Source organism: Thalassococcus lentus, from assembly GCF_028023555.1.
Classification (GTDB): domain Bacteria; phylum Pseudomonadota; class Alphaproteobacteria; order Rhodobacterales; family Rhodobacteraceae; genus Thalassococcus_A; species Thalassococcus_A lentus.
In genome coordinates, this window is record NZ_JAQIOY010000001.1 from 379,685 (window position 1) to 394,010 (window position 14,326).

Consider the following 14,326-nt stretch of genomic DNA (forward strand, 5'->3'; position numbering starts at 1 on the left):
ACCTTGCGCGCGAAGGCTAGAGCCATCACACCAAGCAATGCGGTAGTCCGCTTTATTTTAGGGAGAACACCATGGGAAAACGTGACGATTTGATCGCGAAGTATGCAGACGACCTGCGCAACAAATGCGGAATGGAGCCTGACATGGCCCTTTTGACTAAGGTCACAATCGGTTGCGGTCCCGCAATCTACAATGCAGATGCATCAACCGTTGCAGGTGGTCAGCCCCAAGAGCTGGAAACTGTCAAGAACAACTTCCTCATGAAGAAGCTGGGTCTTGCAGATGGTCCTCAGCTGATGGAAGCCATCGACTCGGTCATCGAAACCTATGGCCGTTCCGAGCGCAACAAGTACCGCGCCGTCATCTATTACATGCTGACCAAGCACTTTGGCAAAGAAGCCGTCTACGGCTGATCTGCTTAAAAGATCTGGTTCAAAAGGCTCCTGCGATTTGCGGGGGCCTTTTTTGTTGTTTGAACCCGCGGTTCGGGCCATCGGAAATTTGACCGACTGCGGCCAAGGGGGTTTGAAACGCCCGAACCCGCTGGGCTTGGACTGGATCAACTGTTTCTGATTTCGAGGCAGTTTGGTGTTCTGGTCCGTGGATTGGGATCATGAACGGTTCCAAAGACCTTATATATGTCATGGTGCCGCTGAAGGGACTCGAACCCCCGACCCCATCATTACGAATGACGTGCTCTACCAGCTGAGCTACAGCGGCCCTTGGTGGGCGGCCAGATAGCACTCCGGCCGCCTTGGGAAAAGCACTATTTGGCAGCCTCTTTTTCCGCTTCCGCGATCGTTTCCGCGTCTTCGATTTCCGGCTCTGCCTCGGGTACTTCCGGTGCCGCCTCAACCTCGTCGACCGGGGTGACCTCGATCATGCCGGGGGCTTCTTCCACCTCTTCCAGTGCAGTTTGCGGGTCTTCAGTGGCCCCGATGAGCAGCGGCAGCATATCTGCGCCTGCCGGCAGAACCACTTCGGATTGTGGTGGCGATTTCCAGCTCAGGGTATCAAAGGCCCCGCAGTTCGAGCAAAGCGGTGCCCATTCTGCGTGGATGGTGTTGCAGTTGTCGCAAACCCACTGTGGCCCACGTGGCGCCGTCAAGGCGCGGGCAAGCCAGCCCCGGACCACATTGTCCGATGCACCTTCACCGCGCTCAACGGCGGCCATGATCGCGAGAACGCGGGCATCCGGATCCTCTTCGACCAGAGTACCCAGTGCACGGCGTGCGGCTGGAAAATCTTCGGCGGCCAGGTTCAATTCCGCGTTCAGCAGTTTTGTTTCGCGATGATCTGCGTTCAAGGACGTCAGTGTGCCAAATCGTTTGAGCCGCTGTGCCGGTGTCTCGTCAGGTTCGATCTCTGCAAAGGCACTGGCAAGATCAGGATGGGGATGGGCTTTCCAAGCCGATTTCAGAACTCGGACAGCATTGCGCTTTCGGTTTTGCTTGATGTAGCCCCGAGCCGCCATGGCGGCCGCCGGGATCAGGTCAGGCGAAGCTTTGTTGGCCTTAATCGCGGCCTCAGCTGCCTGTGCGCTTTGCTCATCGTCCGTGATGGCTTGCGCCTCGGACAAGGCCAAAACTGCATCACGACGGCGATACACGTCGCGGGGCAAAGTGCCGTGTTTGAGCTTTGCAGCAAGTGTTTTGCGCGCACCTTCGTAGTCAGCGGATTCAGCCTGAAGGCGCAGTAGGGTATCCTGCACTTCACCGTGCTTGGGCTTGATCGCAAAAGCGCGCTCAGCCAGTTTGAGCGCTGTGTCGGTATCGCCTGCGTTCAGTTTCTGCTTCATCAGGCCACGCACACCAACGAACCGGGTCTGATCGTTTTGCAAAAGACGTTTGTAGACTTCTTCCGCCTTTTTCTGATCGCCGGTCATCTCTGCTGCCTGCGCGGTCACGAGATCAGTCAGTTCCGGTTTGTGCAGGTATTTTTCGGCACGGGTCGCCTTGGCCATAGCAAGGCGGCCTTCACCAGAGGCCAACGCCATCAATCCTTCGGAGAGGGCCTGATACCCCTTGCGTTCGCGGTTCCGGTCAAAATACCGGCTGAGCGCGGTTTCGTCGCCGTTGATGAATTTGAGCACGGCGATGATCAGGCCGAAAACCTTGAAGAAAAGCCAGGTCAGAATAATCAGCGCGATCAGCGCCAGCGCCAGCTTCAATGGGCTGAGCGAATACTCCACGCCACCAAGTACGACACGGGCTTCTGCCATTCCCGACCCATCGCTTTCAATGAGATAGCCAAGTCCGTAGGTCAGTGCCGCAACGATCGCGACGAAAACGACAATCTTAATAAGAGACCAAAGCATGATCGAAGACCCTTGTTACTGGTTCAGTTGCTGAGCGAGATCAGACGCGGCTGACAGCGCATCGCGCCGCAATTCAGCCTTGCTGGTCCAGTCGGCCAGAACGGATTGCGCGCCTTCCGGCAGCGCACTGATTTCGGTCAGCGCAGCGTCCAAATCACCGTTCTTGACCGCCGCTTCTGCGCGCGAAAGAACTGCATCAGGATCATCACCTTCCCGTGGGGTGACTGAGCGTGCACCAAGTTGATTTTGTAGAAAGCTTGCAAAGCCGCCGCCGCCTTCTTCGGTCTCGTCCGCTGAAGATCGGGCAACACTCAGCGCTTCGCGGGCGACACCCGGGAATTCGGTCGCCAGCGCCGCGAGTGTCGGAACACCATCTGCTGCGGCTGCGGACAGAGCGTCCGGAACAGCAACGCCGTTTGCGGCTAGCACTGACAGAGGACCTGCAAAACTGCGTCCTGCCTGGGCTGCACTGGTCAGTTCCGCCAATGCTGCGCGGCTTGCGGCCAAGGTGGCCTTTTCTTCGGCGCCCGCTTCGGCAGCCATGGCATCTTTTGCCATGGTTTCGATTTCAGCTTTCTGCGCAACCAGAGCGTCCTTCTGATCCTGAATAGCAGCGCGAAGCTCTCCCAGCTCCCGTTCGTAAGCGGCAATTGCTTCAGGGCCAACCGCCGACGCAACGGGCTGCTTTTCCAGAGCGGTCAGGCGACTGTCGAACCCAACAACCTGATCTTCCAGATTGGCCACGGCATCATTGGCTTGAGCGATCTGATCCTCGACACCCGCCAGAGCAGACATGACCGGGTTCAGGTCAATGACCTCGATGGCTTTCTGGGTGTTCTCTACGGATGCGCCCAATGCAGCAATCTGTTCTGCTTGCGCATCCAGACTCTGTTCAACTTCCGCTTTGAAGGGGTCCGGCTCTGGCGCCGGGCCGAAAGGCAACGAAATGTCCGTGAATTGTGCGGCTGCAAATCCGAGGCCTGCAGCCACCACGCCTCCGAGCGCCATAGGGAAAAACCCGCCTTTCCGCTCAATTACCTTTTGTTCGATAATCTGCGGTTCCGGTGCGACGTCCGCGCTGTCAGTCGGTGATTGCTCGGCTTCCGATTCGGCCAAGGCGGCAGCCTCTGGTTCGGATTCGGTCTCAACGATCTCCGGCTCTGCCGGATCATCGTCGCCGCCTTCAATAGCGGAGGCACTGTCTGACTGTTCTTCTGTTTCGGCTGTGACTTCATCAACGGCTTCGACAGTTTCGTCGATCACTTCGGCAGCGGTTTCCTCTACCTTTTCCGCAACTTCCGTTGCGTCTTCAGCGATGTCCTTTGCAGTCTCGACTACATCATCAATCGCCGTTTCGGCTTTTTCGGAAACAGCCTTGTCGGTGGCCGACTTGCTTGCTGTCTTACCTTTTTTAGACTTGGCCACGTCCCGCCACCTCTTCAATAACAATCAAAGTAGACACTCTATGTGTCTACATTAGTTTACACTTACTGCCCATGCCTCTCAAGCGACCTAGCCTCTTCGAGCAGGTCGGCAACGCATTGCCTCATCGAATGAGAATCTGGATTGGCAGCCGTTCTCAGTTTCTGAATATGGAGTTTTTCAAATGGCTTGGCCACTGCTTCACTCATAGCTGCGACAAGAAGCGGTGCCTTTGCCGGTATTTTCGTCAGTTCCAGCGCGGTGCGTGGTGAAAACACCGGCGCAACCACGGGGCTTTCGCCCTGAAGTGCGGCAAGTGCCGCCGGTGTCGGGGGCACCGCAGGTTGGCCGTATAAAACAGTTTCTTGCGTTGGAATCCCTGCGCGCGACAGTTTTTCTGCGACCGAACCGCGGCTGTGTTCGCCGCGAATGTGCATCAAGGGCGCATCGGGTTTGGCATCCACGATCATCTCAATCAGGGCCTGCGCGTTCCCGCTTGCGCTGTTGCTTTGCATTCCCAGTTTGCGACTGGCCTCAGCGGTTTTGTCACCAACACAATACGCCGGCAGATCCAGACGGCCACCAGCGTGGTGGTAGGCCAACACGCCTGCGGCAGAGGTAAAGATCAGACCTTTGAAGCCGTTCAAATCGGGCAGCGCGCGGTTGCGTTCGACGCGGATCAGGGGGCTGACGATGGTTTCGAATCCGGAAATGCCCATTTCTTCCAGCTCGGCCAGAAAACGCGCTGCTCCGTTTTCGGGGCGGGTCAGCAGCAAAATGGGAAGTGTGGCAGGCATTTAAGGTCCGGTGTTGTTAGGCGACTTGCCCGGTGGTACTTGCTGAGCGAAACCGACGCAACGGGAACCCCGCATGAGCCTTCCCCCTCTTATACTCGGAATCGAGAGCAGCTGCGATGACAGCGCGGCCGCCATTCTCAGGGGGCGCGACATACTGGCTTCGGTCGTCAAAGGTCAGAACGCCCTGCACGAGGCCTACGGCGGCGTTGTTCCCGAAATCGCTGCGCGGGCCCACGCTGAGCGGCTCGATTATTGTGTTGAACAAGCCATGCAACAAGCTGGGCTTGAATACGACGCGCTGGATGCGATCGCGGTGACAGCCGGGCCGGGTTTGATCGGCGGTGTCCTGTCAGGTGTCATGCTGGCCAAGGGGCTTGCGGCGGGTTTGGGCAAGCCGTTGATCGGGGTTAACCATCTGGCGGGTCATGCGTTGACCCCGCGATTGACGGACAATCTGGATTTTCCCTATCTTATGTTGCTTGTCTCTGGCGGGCACTGTCAGTTCTTGATTGTACGCGGCCCAGAAGATTTCACGCGTGTCGGTGGCACAATCGACGACGCGCCCGGTGAAGCGTTCGACAAAACGGCGCGCATTCTCGGGCTGCCACAACCGGGTGGCCCATCGGTCGAAGCCGAAGCCGGAAACGGAGACGAAAAGCGGTTTCGCTTTCCGCGGCCTCTTTTGGATCGTGAAGGTTGCGACATGTCGTTCTCTGGTCTCAAGACTGCAATACTTAGGCAGCGCGATTCTCTTATTGCCGAGCAGGGCGGACTGCATATTCAGGATCGCGCTGACATTTGCGCAGGCTTTCAGGCTGCGGTCCGCGATGTTCTGACGGAAAAAACCCGGCGTGCGATTTCGGTCTATCTGGACGAAGCGCCGGGCACACCCGCGATGGCGGTTGCGGGTGGTGTTGCTGCTAACACTGTGCTTCGCAACGCGCTGACAGGCCTTTGCGCGGAAATGGGGCTGTCCTTTTCTGCGCCTCCGCTGGCGCTTTGCACGGACAATGCTGCCATGATTGCGCATGCGGGGGCTGAATTGTTTGCGATGGGGATAGAACACGACATGACCTTGGCGGCTCGCCCGCGCTGGCCTTTGGATCAATCGGCCGTGCCGCTGGTTGGGTCAGGCAAAAAAGGGGCCAAGGCATGAGCGTTTCCATTTTGGGTGGTGGCGCATTTGGGACAGCCTTGGCTGTTGCGATCGGACAGCAACGTCCGGTCACGATTTGGGCGCGCAATCCCGAAACTCTGCTGAGCACCCGGCAAAGCCCACGCTTGCCCGGAGTTTCATTGCCAGATGCGGTGACCGTGAACCCAAATCTCAAGGCCGCATTGGGTGCGGACGTCATCTTGTTTTCCATGCCTATGCAAAGTCTGACCGGCTTTGCCGAGCAGATCGAAGACGGGTTGACGGGCAAAGCACTGGTCGCGTGCTGCAAGGGGATTGACCTGAATACCCTTCGTGGGCCAACGGATATTTTGGCTCAGCAATGGCCGGATGCGACTGCGGCGGTTTTGACGGGTCCGAGTTTCGCTGTCGATATTGCAAATGGATTGCCGACTGCGCTCACCCTTGCGTGCAGGGATGACCAGCTTGGCATCAAAATGCAGGAACAGCTGTCGACCCGCGCGCTTCGCCTATATCGGACAGTTGATGTCACGGGTGCAGAACTTGGCGGTGCGCTGAAGAACGTGATCGCCATCGCTTGTGGTGCCTGCATTGGGCAGGGTTTGGGTGACAGCGCGCGGGCGGCATTGATGACTCGCGGCTTTGCCGAAATCGCGCGGCTCGCTCAGCATTTGGGCGCGGATCCGTCAACTCTGGCTGGTCTTTCAGGCTTCGGAGATCTGGTCCTGACGTGCACGTCAGAAAAATCCCGGAACTACCGTTTTGGGCAGGCGCTTGGCCGAGGCGAGACCTTTGACGATGACACGACGGTTGAGGGTGTGAAAACCGCTGCAGCGGTGACGGCTTTGGCGCGCAAACTATCGCTCGAAATGCCAATCTGTGAAGCCGTGCAAAATGTGTCACAAGGTGCAAGTGTGACCGAAACCATCCAAAGTTTGCTGAACCGACCCCTTAAGGAGGAATGAACATGTTGATCGCGCTGATGGCACAAGACAAAACCGGTGCCCTGCAAACCCGCAAAGACAATCGCGAAGCGCATTTGGCCTATATTCAATCAACAGGCGTTGTTGCCCAGGCGGGACCGCTGCTGGATAGCGATGGTGAAATGTGTGGCAGCCTGATCATTCTGGACGTTGATGACATGAGTGCCGCGCAGAATTGGGCAGACAACGATCCATACGCCAAAGCCGGTCTGTTCCAGAAAGTGACCCTGATCGAATGGAAGCGGGTGATCGGTGGATGAACTACTGGCTGTTCAAATCTGAACCGTCGACCTGGTCCTGGGAGGATCAGGTTGCCAAGGGAGACGCAGGCGAAGAATGGGACGGTGTCCGGAACTATCAGGCCCGCAATTTCATGCGCGACATGGCCTTGGGCGACCGCGGCTTCTTTTACCATTCCCAAAAGGAAAAATCGGTTGTTGGTATCGTCGAAGTGATCGCAGAGGCGCACCCTGACAGCACAACCGATGACGCCCGCTGGGAATGCGTAGACATCAAGGCCGTCCGCCCCGTGAAAACGCCTGTCACGCTGGAACAGATCAAGGCCGATGAACGTTTGAACGATATGGTTCTGGTCAACAATTCGCGGCTTTCCGTCCAGCCGGTCACCTCCAAGGAGTGGCGGATCATCTGTGCGCTGGCTGGGATAGAAGACTAGTCGAAAACATCTTTTGGATGCACACTGTTCCCACGACAGATGGGAGCAAAACATGTTGGAACTGGTAAATGTGATCGTCGCCGCGGTCGTCGCCTTTGCGGCCGGCGCCGTGTGGTACATGAAGCTGTCCGAGCCATGGATGGACGCGTCGGGGGTGCCGCGTGGTCCTGATGGCCAGCCAGAAGGTGGTCAGTCAGCCGGGCTTTTTGCCTTTGGATTCCTGATGCAATTGATCGTGGCCGGAATGATGCGGCACGTGTTTGAGCTGGCAGGAATAGACACGATTGGCAAAGGGATCGTTTCCGGTCTCGGTATCGGACTATTCATCATCACGCCTTGGATCGGCCTGAATAATTCATACGCTGGCCGCCCGCTGAAACTGACGATGATTGACGGGGGCTATGCTGCGATTGCCTGTGCGATCATGGGGGCTGTGCTGACGTTGTTCTAAACGCCGCAAATCGAAAAAGTAGGGGGTCCGGCCAGTGCCGGAACCCCCATCACCCCGCGTGCTCCCTACGCACCACACGCGAATTGAATTTCGGTCCCGGCCGTTCTGGCCATACTTGAACGCTACCGCTTTGCCGCAACATTCGCAAAAGCATACTGTTTGCAATTCAAACCAGTTTTGATGCTTTTGAATATCTGTCAGCGGGCTTTGGTCAGATCGTCGATTTCACGCAGACCGCCCAGAACAGATGCAAGCCGCTCGATTGGAACCATGTTCGGGCCGTCCGACGGCGCGTTGTCGGGGTCTTGGTGCGTTTCGATAAACATGGCCCCGACGCCGACGGCTACGGCTGCCCGCGCAAGAGGCTCCACATACTGTCTTTGACCGCCCGAGGACGTGCCTTGACCACCGGGCAACTGCACCGAATGTGTGGCGTCAAAGACAACCGGGTAGCCTGTCTCGGCCATAATCGGCAGGGACCGCATATCGGACACCAGCATGTTGTAGCCGAAACTGGCGCCCCGTTCGCATAGCATCACGCGCTCATTGCCTGTGCTCGCGATCTTGTCAGCCACATTTGCCATGTCCCAAGGAGCAAGAAACTGACCCTTTTTCACATTAATAGCCGCGCCGGTTTCCCCAGCCGCCAATAGCAAATCTGTCTGACGAGAAAGAAAGGCAGGGATCTGGAGGATGTCCGCGACCTCGGCCACGGTTTTGCATTGTTCCGGCCCGTGAATGTCAGTCAGCACAGGAACCTGAAACTCTTTCTTGATGACCTCAAGAATCCGCAATCCCTCGTCCATGCCGAGACCACGTTTGCCCGACAGAGAAGATCGGTTCGCCTTGTCGTAGCTTGCCTTGAAAACCCAGCCGGTTCTGGCCTGCTCTGCAGCGGCCGCGATTTTCTCGGCGAGCATGCGCGCATGAGATTCAGACTCAAGCTGGCAGGGCCCTGCAAACAGAACAAAAGGCGCAGCATTCGATATCTCAACCGATCCGACAGAGACAGTTTTCATGCTGTATTTTCCTTTTTCAAAACGGATTCGATGCGCTCCACATCGACCGGGTTGTTCAATTCCCAAAACACACGGCCCGGCGCTTCAACCGGAACGCAGGTGACGGGCGCGCCGTTGAACAGAAACCGCAACTGTTCCAGCCCTTCAGCCTTTTCCAGCGGGCCTTCTGGCCACGCGGCGTAAAGGCTCAGGGCCTGTGGTCGGTATGCATAAACGCCAACGTGATGCCAAACCTCGGGCGCGTTGTTCAAATCGCCAACGTAAGGCAGCACCTCTTTGCTGAAGTACAACGCTTGACCATCGTCGCGCATCACGGCGGTCGTTCCGCCAACGCGGCCGTTCTGACGATCGGTGACAAAGTTGGTCAGAGTTTCCGCATCACAGCGCAGAACTGGTGTCGCCATCTGCACAGCAGGGTCTTCCATCGCAGAAACAAGCGCTTCGACGAACCAAGGCGGGGTCAGCGGCGCATCACCCTGCAGGTTGACGATGACATCAGGCGGTGACGGCAGTTGTGCCGCCCCTTCTGCGCAACGCTCGGTGCCATTTCGCGCATCAGACGACGTCATCAAAACGTCGGCACCAAAGCCCCGCGCGGCTTCGGCAATCCTGTCGTCATCGGTCAGAACATAAATCGCATCGACCCCTTTGACTTCTTTGGCGGCTTCCCAGCTGCGCTGAATAAGCGTCTTGGCGATTCCGGTTGCGCCACGCAGTTCGACAAGGGGTTTGCCCGGATAGCGCGTGGATGCATACCGCGCTGGAATGAAGATGACTGTGCTCATGCGACACCTGCCCGTAGAACGTCGTGGATATGCAGCAATCCGACCAGAGTGTGGTCTTCTTCGACTACCATCAAAACTGTGCGTTTGGTTTTGTTCATGATGCCCAGTGCCTCGGTCAGCAATGTATCGGGGCGCGTGATCAGCGGTGTTCGAGTCGCCACTTCTCCGGCGGTGCGGTCCATCAACCCGTCCATGTTGCGACGCAGGTCACCATCAGTGATGATCCCGGCCAGTTTGCCGCTGTTGACCATGGCCGCGACCCCAAACCCTTTTTGGCTCATCACCAGCAGGGTTTCGGACATCGGTGTTTCCTTTGTCACGGTTGGAAGCTCATCCCCACGGTGCATGACCGCTGATACGCGAAGCAACTGTGCACCCAAGGTGCCGCCCGGATGGAAGGCCAGAAATCGTTCTCGATCAAAACCGCGGCAGTTCATCAGCGCCACTGCCAAAGCATCGCCCATGGCCATAGCCATCGTTGTTGACGTGGTTGGAGCCATCCCGATGGAGCAGGCTTCGGGGGCATCCGGCATCAAAAGCAGGTGGTCGGCGGCCTTTGCCAAGGTGCTGCCCGGCCGCTTTGTCATGGCAATCAGAGGAACCGAAAACCGGGCGCAATGGCCGATCATATCCGACAGTTCGCGCGTTTCACCTGAATTGGAAATCAGGATCACTGCATCGTTGGGCGTGATCATGCCAAGATCGCCGTGGCTGGCCTCGCCCGGATGCACCACCTGTGCAGGCGTTCCCGTGCTGGCGAGCGTTGCGGCGATCTTGCCGGCCACATGCCCGGATTTTCCCATTCCGGAAACGATCACACGTCCGGGTATTGCCAACAATTCATCGATGGCCGCATCGAAATCTTGCGGCAGATCCTGACCAAGCTGGTTCAGGGCCTTGCTTTCGGTTTCCAGAACGCCGCGCGCGATATCAGAGGGGGTCTGTGTCATGTCGGTCCACTCGTTAGCCTTGATGGCCTGTTACAGCGCCCGCGCCCGCGTGTCCAATCCGGCATAGGTTGGCTCGCTTTGTTTGCCCTTCGTTGACAATCGACCCCGGCAAGTCGCATTAGAACGCCAAGAGGCCAGCGAAAAGGGCAGAGATATGAAAATCGCTATGATCGGCACAGGCTACGTGGGTTTGGTGTCGGGTGTATGTTTCTCGGACTTCGGACATGAGGTTGTCTGCGTGGACAAGGATCCGCGCAAGATCGAGATGCTCGAGCGCGGCGAAGTTCCAATCTATGAGCCCGGTCTGGATGCCTTGATGGCCAAGAATGTCGAGGCGGGCCGCCTTTCGTTCACACTCGATCTGGAAAAGGCGATCGATGGGGCGCAGGCTGTCTTTATTGCCGTTGGCACACCCACACGCCGTGGCGATGGCCATGCGGATCTGACCTACGTTATGGCGGCTGCCGAAGAAATCGCGAAAACAGCCAAGGATTATGTGGTCATCGTGACGAAATCCACGGTTCCGGTTGGCACTAACAGGCAGGTCAAACAAGTCGTTGCCAAGGCCAACCCGGCGCTTGACTTTGATGTGGCGTCAAACCCGGAATTCTTGCGCGAAGGCGCTGCGATTGAAGACTTCATGAAGCCGGATCGCGTGGTTGTCGGGGTTCAGAACGAACGGGCCAGCGAAGTGATGGCAGACATCTATCGCCCCTTGTACCTGCGCGATTTCCCGATCGTTACGACCGATCTGGAATCGGCAGAAATGATCAAATACGCGGCAAATGCGTTTCTTGCGGCCAAGATCACATTTATCAATGAGATCGCGGCCCTTTGCGAAAAAGTCGGTGCGGATGTCAAACAGGTGTCCAAGGGTATGGGTATGGACAACCGTATCGGCAACAAGTTTCTGCACGCGGGTCCAGGCTATGGCGGCTCGTGTTTTCCAAAGGACACCAAGGCGCTCGCCCGGATCGGTCAGGAACACGCGGTTCCAATGCAGATCACTGAGACCGTCATCAAGGTCAATGAAGAGATCAAGCGTCGTATGGTCGACAAATTGCTCGACCTTTGTGACGGGTCGTTCAATGGCAAGACCGTCGCCGTTCTGGGTGTGACGTTCAAGCCAAACACCGATGACATGCGCGATGCGCCTGCCCTGACAATTGTGCCCGCTCTGGTGGGCGGGGGTGCCAAGGTGCGCACCTGCGATCCCCAAGGACAGCATGAGGGCGAAGCGCTGCTGCCGGGCGTCAACTGGGTGGATGATCCGTACAAGGCGGCGCACAATGCTGATCTGGTTGTGTTGCTGACGGAATGGAATGAATTCCGCGCGTTGGATCTGAAAAAGCTGGCCCGCAAAATGACCACTCCACGCATGGCTGATTTGCGGAATATCTATGCGATCAAAGATGCAAAGCGCGCTGGCTTTGAAGCCTATACAAGCATTGGCCGCAGTGGTTTCGGTGACGACTGATTTCAGGCGCGACTAAACTGCCACAGGGTTTCGCACACTGCCACCGCCACCCTGTGCACAACTTAGGATAGGTGCTAGTTCTGCTTCTGCCTTGGGGGGCACGAAACAAATAGGACCAAAATGCCGTTTCGCGCCATTGCCCTGGCTCTCGCAGCCAGCATCGTAACCGCTACTACAGCGCTGTCCGAAGGTCGGCAGATGCTTGGGAACGGTCGTCTTGTGAACAACGATCTTTTCGGCGATTTGAATGATCGCTGGCACAGTGGGTCCGTGGCAGCCAGTCGCGTCAAAGGCCCCGCCTGGACCGGTGCGTTGCCGCAACGACCCTTTGAAATTCTTGAGTACCGCGTTGGTGCGCAGGTCATGGCGCCTGAAAATCTGCGTGCGCCCGCAGCAGGAGATCGCCCTTTCGCCGGTGCTGTCGCCTTGGGTTTGCATACGCATTTTGAACGCGGCGGGAATGAAATCGCGCTGGGCGGTGACCTGGTTTTCACCGGGCCGCAAACCGGCCTAGGCGCTTTTCAGACCGCATTGCATGATTCGATGGGTGTCAGCCCCGCATCAAATTCTGTCTTGGCCAATCAGGTTAAGGACGGAGTGCATCCGACCTTGGTTGCGGAGGCTGGTCGAACCTTTGCGCTGGGCAGCCGTGGCACGATCCGTCCGTTTACAGAACTGCGCTGGGGCGTTGAAACGTTAGCGCGCGTCGGTGCCGATATAACCTTTGGACCCGCAGGTCAGGGTGAGTTGATGGTCAGAGATCCCGTGACCGGGCAACGGTATCGCAGCGTGCAGCAGTATGTGCCGGGCCTCAGTTGGGTTGTCGGCGGGGATTTCACCTATGTCGAAGACAGTGCCTTTCTGCCGCAATCCAGTGGTGTTCAAGCGACGGACACGCGTACCCGGGTTCGAACCGGCGTGCATTGGCAGGGCGAACAGAACGCGGCGTTCTACGGCGTGACGTGGATGTCAGAGGAATTCACGGCCCAGCCATCGGGTCAAATGGTGGGTTCCATGAGGTTGGAGTTTCGCTTCTAGGAGGCGTGCGTTGTTTTCATGCAACGCAGAGGCGAAAAGTAGGCATTGAATTGTTAACCCTGAGTAAACAAACGCTATTCATAACTCAGAAGCTTTGTTAGGCTATTCGTTAATAATAATTAACAAACGACAAGAGCAAGGCAGGCTTACAGGCATGGGAACGGGCTATCGGGGCACGTTCGTCATCTCTTGGTCACAGACGGATATAGACGGTCTTCAGGCCGCACCTCCGTCGTCGCTTAGTGTTGGGGCCGCATGGTCCTGGCGCGGAGAAGCGGTGCGCGTGGATGGACCATCTTCCATTCTACGGCTGGATCAGGCTGAAGGCGAAGCGGATATAAGACACCGCGCAGCGAAAATGGTGCGCAGGTTGGTGGGTGCGGCTGTGTCGCCATCACCGCGAATTGGAGCAACAGATGTGGAGCATCCACTGACGGACAGCAGTTTCGTCGTAACGGATGGATCCAAAAGCTACACAGTTACATTGATTGAGGTTGGCAAAGCGGCGCGACCGTTGCTGATGTTCCTTGATGAGATGCCGCCGCGGGATTGCGATCTCTGGATCGTGCATCACAATCTGGAGCGGGTCGAAACCTATGCGGCCGGCGATCAGGCCGGCGGCGTGATCTGTTTCACACCAGGGACCGGGATTTTGACGCCAGATGGACAAGTGCCCATCGAGACGCTGCGCGAAGGCGATCTGGTTCAAACCAAGGACAACGGATTTCAGGAAATCCAGTGGATCGGTAGTCGTCATATGACCGGAGCCCGGTTGTTTGCGATGCCGCGTCTGAGGCCCATCAGAATTCGTGCGGGCGCCTTTGGGATCGAAAGGCCGGACGCTGAATTTCTGGTGTCGCCAGAGCATAGAATGTTGGTCCGCGGCGTCGTGGCGCGGGCGCTCTTCAATACCCCTGAGGTCTTGGTTGCCGCGCGTGATCTGGTGAACGGAGACAGCATCGTGGCGGATATGAATGTGCGCGAGGTGACGTATATTCACATGTTGCTTCCACGGCATGAGGTGCTGTTCGCCAATGGTGTTGAAACCGAAAGTTTCCACCCCGCCAATACAGCGATCTCGACGATCAGCGATGGGGATCGGGCACGGCTGTTGTCTCATCTTCCGACGATCAGGGACAATCCTCATACCTATGGTGCTTATGCGCGGCGCAACCTATCCTCATCTGAGGCAGCAATCCTGTTGCACGAAGCAGCCTGACGGCCCTTCAGATCAACGAACGCAAAAAGGCCCGGAACCAGCATGGTTCCGGGCCTT

15 protein-coding genes and 1 tRNA gene are annotated in these 14,326 nt (G+C 57.3%); 9 read left to right on the forward strand and 7 right to left on the reverse strand.

The genetic code is table 11. The features are described 5' to 3' along the window. The first annotated feature begins 71 nt into the window (after positions 1–71). Positions 72–413, forward strand: a complete 342-nt coding sequence (locus PFY00_RS01910) for a DUF2853 family protein (RefSeq protein WP_271430823.1) — start codon at positions 72–74, stop codon at positions 411–413. A gap of 231 nt (positions 414–644) precedes the next feature. Here the strand turns inward: PFY00_RS01910 and PFY00_RS01915 are convergent. The 4 genes from PFY00_RS01915 to PFY00_RS01930 form a co-directional block, all read right to left on the reverse strand. Next, positions 645–720, reverse strand: a tRNA-Thr gene (locus tag PFY00_RS01915). Between the two features lie 46 nt (positions 721–766). Further along, the gene (locus tag PFY00_RS01920) at positions 767–2,317 is read right to left on the reverse strand and encodes a heme biosynthesis protein HemY (protein ID WP_271430824.1); all 1,551 of its coding nucleotides are present in this window, start codon (positions 2,315–2,317) and stop codon (positions 767–769) included. Positions 2,318–2,332: 15 nt separating this feature from the next. Further along, a complete protein-coding gene (locus PFY00_RS01925) occupies positions 2,333–3,742 on the reverse strand; it encodes a COG4223 family protein (protein ID WP_271430825.1) in 1,410 nt (469 codons plus the stop codon). 62 nt (positions 3,743–3,804) lie between these two features. Next, positions 3,805–4,536 (reverse strand): uroporphyrinogen-III synthase, encoded by a 732-nt coding sequence (locus PFY00_RS01930; RefSeq protein WP_271430826.1) that lies wholly within the window; start codon positions 4,534–4,536, stop codon positions 3,805–3,807. 73 nt (positions 4,537–4,609) lie between these two features. Here PFY00_RS01930 and tsaD point away from each other — a divergent pair, with 73 nt between their 5' ends. Genes tsaD through PFY00_RS01955 form a run of 5 tightly spaced genes read left to right on the forward strand, consistent with a single transcriptional unit; the run spans position 4,610 to position 7,781 of the window. Continuing rightward, positions 4,610–5,692 carry a tRNA (adenosine(37)-N6)-threonylcarbamoyltransferase complex transferase subunit TsaD gene (tsaD, locus tag PFY00_RS01935; RefSeq protein ID WP_271430827.1) on the forward strand — a complete coding sequence of 361 codons (1,083 nt, stop codon included), beginning with the start codon at positions 4,610–4,612 and terminating at the stop codon, positions 5,690–5,692. Then, positions 5,689–6,636 carry an NAD(P)H-dependent glycerol-3-phosphate dehydrogenase gene (locus tag PFY00_RS01940; protein WP_271430828.1) on the forward strand — a complete coding sequence of 316 codons (948 nt, stop codon included), beginning with the start codon at positions 5,689–5,691 and terminating at the stop codon, positions 6,634–6,636. Before tsaD ends, PFY00_RS01940 begins: the two co-directional genes overlap by 4 nt. Positions 6,637–6,638: 2 nt before the next feature. Then, the gene (locus tag PFY00_RS01945; protein WP_271430829.1) at positions 6,639–6,914 is read left to right on the forward strand and encodes a YciI family protein; all 276 of its coding nucleotides are present in this window, start codon (positions 6,639–6,641) and stop codon (positions 6,912–6,914) included. Next, entirely contained in the window at positions 6,911–7,330 is a 420-nt protein-coding gene (locus tag PFY00_RS01950; RefSeq protein WP_271431441.1) for an EVE domain-containing protein, read from the forward strand. Before PFY00_RS01945 ends, PFY00_RS01950 begins: the two co-directional genes overlap by 4 nt. Before the next feature lie 55 nt (positions 7,331–7,385). Beyond that, positions 7,386–7,781: a DUF1761 domain-containing protein gene (locus tag PFY00_RS01955; protein ID WP_271431442.1), complete on the forward strand. Its 396-nt coding sequence runs from the start codon at positions 7,386–7,388 to the stop codon at positions 7,779–7,781. Positions 7,782–7,978: 197 nt separating this feature from the next. On the opposite strand, the gene kdsA is transcribed toward PFY00_RS01955, so the two are convergent. From kdsA to PFY00_RS01970, 3 genes are read right to left on the reverse strand one after another with little or no spacing between them, the layout of a single operon-like run. Then, positions 7,979–8,800 carry a 3-deoxy-8-phosphooctulonate synthase gene (gene kdsA, locus PFY00_RS01960; RefSeq protein ID WP_271430830.1) on the reverse strand — a complete coding sequence of 274 codons (822 nt, stop codon included), beginning with the start codon at positions 8,798–8,800 and terminating at the stop codon, positions 7,979–7,981. Next, on the reverse strand, positions 8,797–9,585 hold the full coding sequence (locus PFY00_RS01965; RefSeq protein WP_271430831.1) for a 3-deoxy-manno-octulosonate cytidylyltransferase: 789 nt from the start codon (positions 9,583–9,585) through the stop codon (positions 8,797–8,799). The genes kdsA and PFY00_RS01965 overlap by 4 nt, the downstream gene beginning before the upstream one ends. Beyond that, positions 9,582–10,535 carry a KpsF/GutQ family sugar-phosphate isomerase gene (locus tag PFY00_RS01970; RefSeq protein ID WP_271430832.1) on the reverse strand — a complete coding sequence of 318 codons (954 nt, stop codon included), beginning with the start codon at positions 10,533–10,535 and terminating at the stop codon, positions 9,582–9,584. The genes PFY00_RS01965 and PFY00_RS01970 overlap by 4 nt, the downstream gene beginning before the upstream one ends. 154 nt (positions 10,536–10,689) lie before the next feature. On the opposite strand from PFY00_RS01970, the gene PFY00_RS01975 reads away from it, so the two are divergent. The 3 genes from PFY00_RS01975 (at position 10,690) to PFY00_RS01985 (ending at position 14,269) form a co-directional block, all read left to right on the forward strand. Beyond that, complete coding sequence (locus tag PFY00_RS01975) at positions 10,690–12,012, forward strand: UDP-glucose dehydrogenase family protein (RefSeq protein ID WP_271430833.1); 1,323 nt, start codon at positions 10,690–10,692, stop codon at positions 12,010–12,012. A gap of 120 nt (positions 12,013–12,132) precedes the next feature. Further along, a complete protein-coding gene (locus tag PFY00_RS01980; RefSeq protein ID WP_271430834.1) occupies positions 12,133–13,050 on the forward strand; it encodes a lipid A-modifier LpxR family protein in 918 nt (305 codons plus the stop codon). Positions 13,051–13,204: 154 nt separating this feature from the next. Beyond that, positions 13,205–14,269, forward strand: coding sequence for a Hint domain-containing protein (locus PFY00_RS01985; RefSeq protein ID WP_271430835.1), 1,065 nt, complete (start codon positions 13,205–13,207; stop codon positions 14,267–14,269). Positions 14,270–14,326 lie beyond the last annotated feature (57 nt).

Bases quoted from the DNA above. Each gene is read 5' to 3' on its own strand.
- tsaD (WP_271430827.1), top strand. From the start codon at position 4,610: ATGAGCCTTCCCCCTCTTATACTCGGAATCGAGAGCAGCTGCGATGAC.
- PFY00_RS01945 (WP_271430829.1), top strand. From the start codon at position 6,639: ATGTTGATCGCGCTGATGGCACAAGACAAAACCGGTGCCCTGCAAACC.
- PFY00_RS01950 (WP_271431441.1), top strand. From the start codon at position 6,911: ATGAACTACTGGCTGTTCAAATCTGAACCGTCGACCTGGTCCTGGGAG.
- PFY00_RS01930 (WP_271430826.1), bottom strand. From the start codon at position 4,536: ATGCCTGCCACACTTCCCATTTTGCTGCTGACCCGCCCCGAAAACGGA.
- kdsA (WP_271430830.1), bottom strand. From the start codon at position 8,800: ATGAAAACTGTCTCTGTCGGATCGGTTGAGATATCGAATGCTGCGCCT.
- PFY00_RS01910 (WP_271430823.1), top strand. From the start codon at position 72: ATGGGAAAACGTGACGATTTGATCGCGAAGTATGCAGACGACCTGCGC.
- PFY00_RS01920 (WP_271430824.1), bottom strand. From the start codon at position 2,317: ATGCTTTGGTCTCTTATTAAGATTGTCGTTTTCGTCGCGATCGTTGCG.
- PFY00_RS01940 (WP_271430828.1), top strand. From the start codon at position 5,689: ATGAGCGTTTCCATTTTGGGTGGTGGCGCATTTGGGACAGCCTTGGCT.
- PFY00_RS01965 (WP_271430831.1), bottom strand. From the start codon at position 9,585: ATGAGCACAGTCATCTTCATTCCAGCGCGGTATGCATCCACGCGCTAT.
- PFY00_RS01970 (WP_271430832.1), bottom strand. From the start codon at position 10,535: ATGACACAGACCCCCTCTGATATCGCGCGCGGCGTTCTGGAAACCGAA.
- PFY00_RS01975 (WP_271430833.1), top strand. From the start codon at position 10,690: ATGAAAATCGCTATGATCGGCACAGGCTACGTGGGTTTGGTGTCGGGT.
- PFY00_RS01980 (WP_271430834.1), top strand. From the start codon at position 12,133: ATGCCGTTTCGCGCCATTGCCCTGGCTCTCGCAGCCAGCATCGTAACC.
- PFY00_RS01985 (WP_271430835.1), top strand. From the start codon at position 13,205: ATGGGAACGGGCTATCGGGGCACGTTCGTCATCTCTTGGTCACAGACG.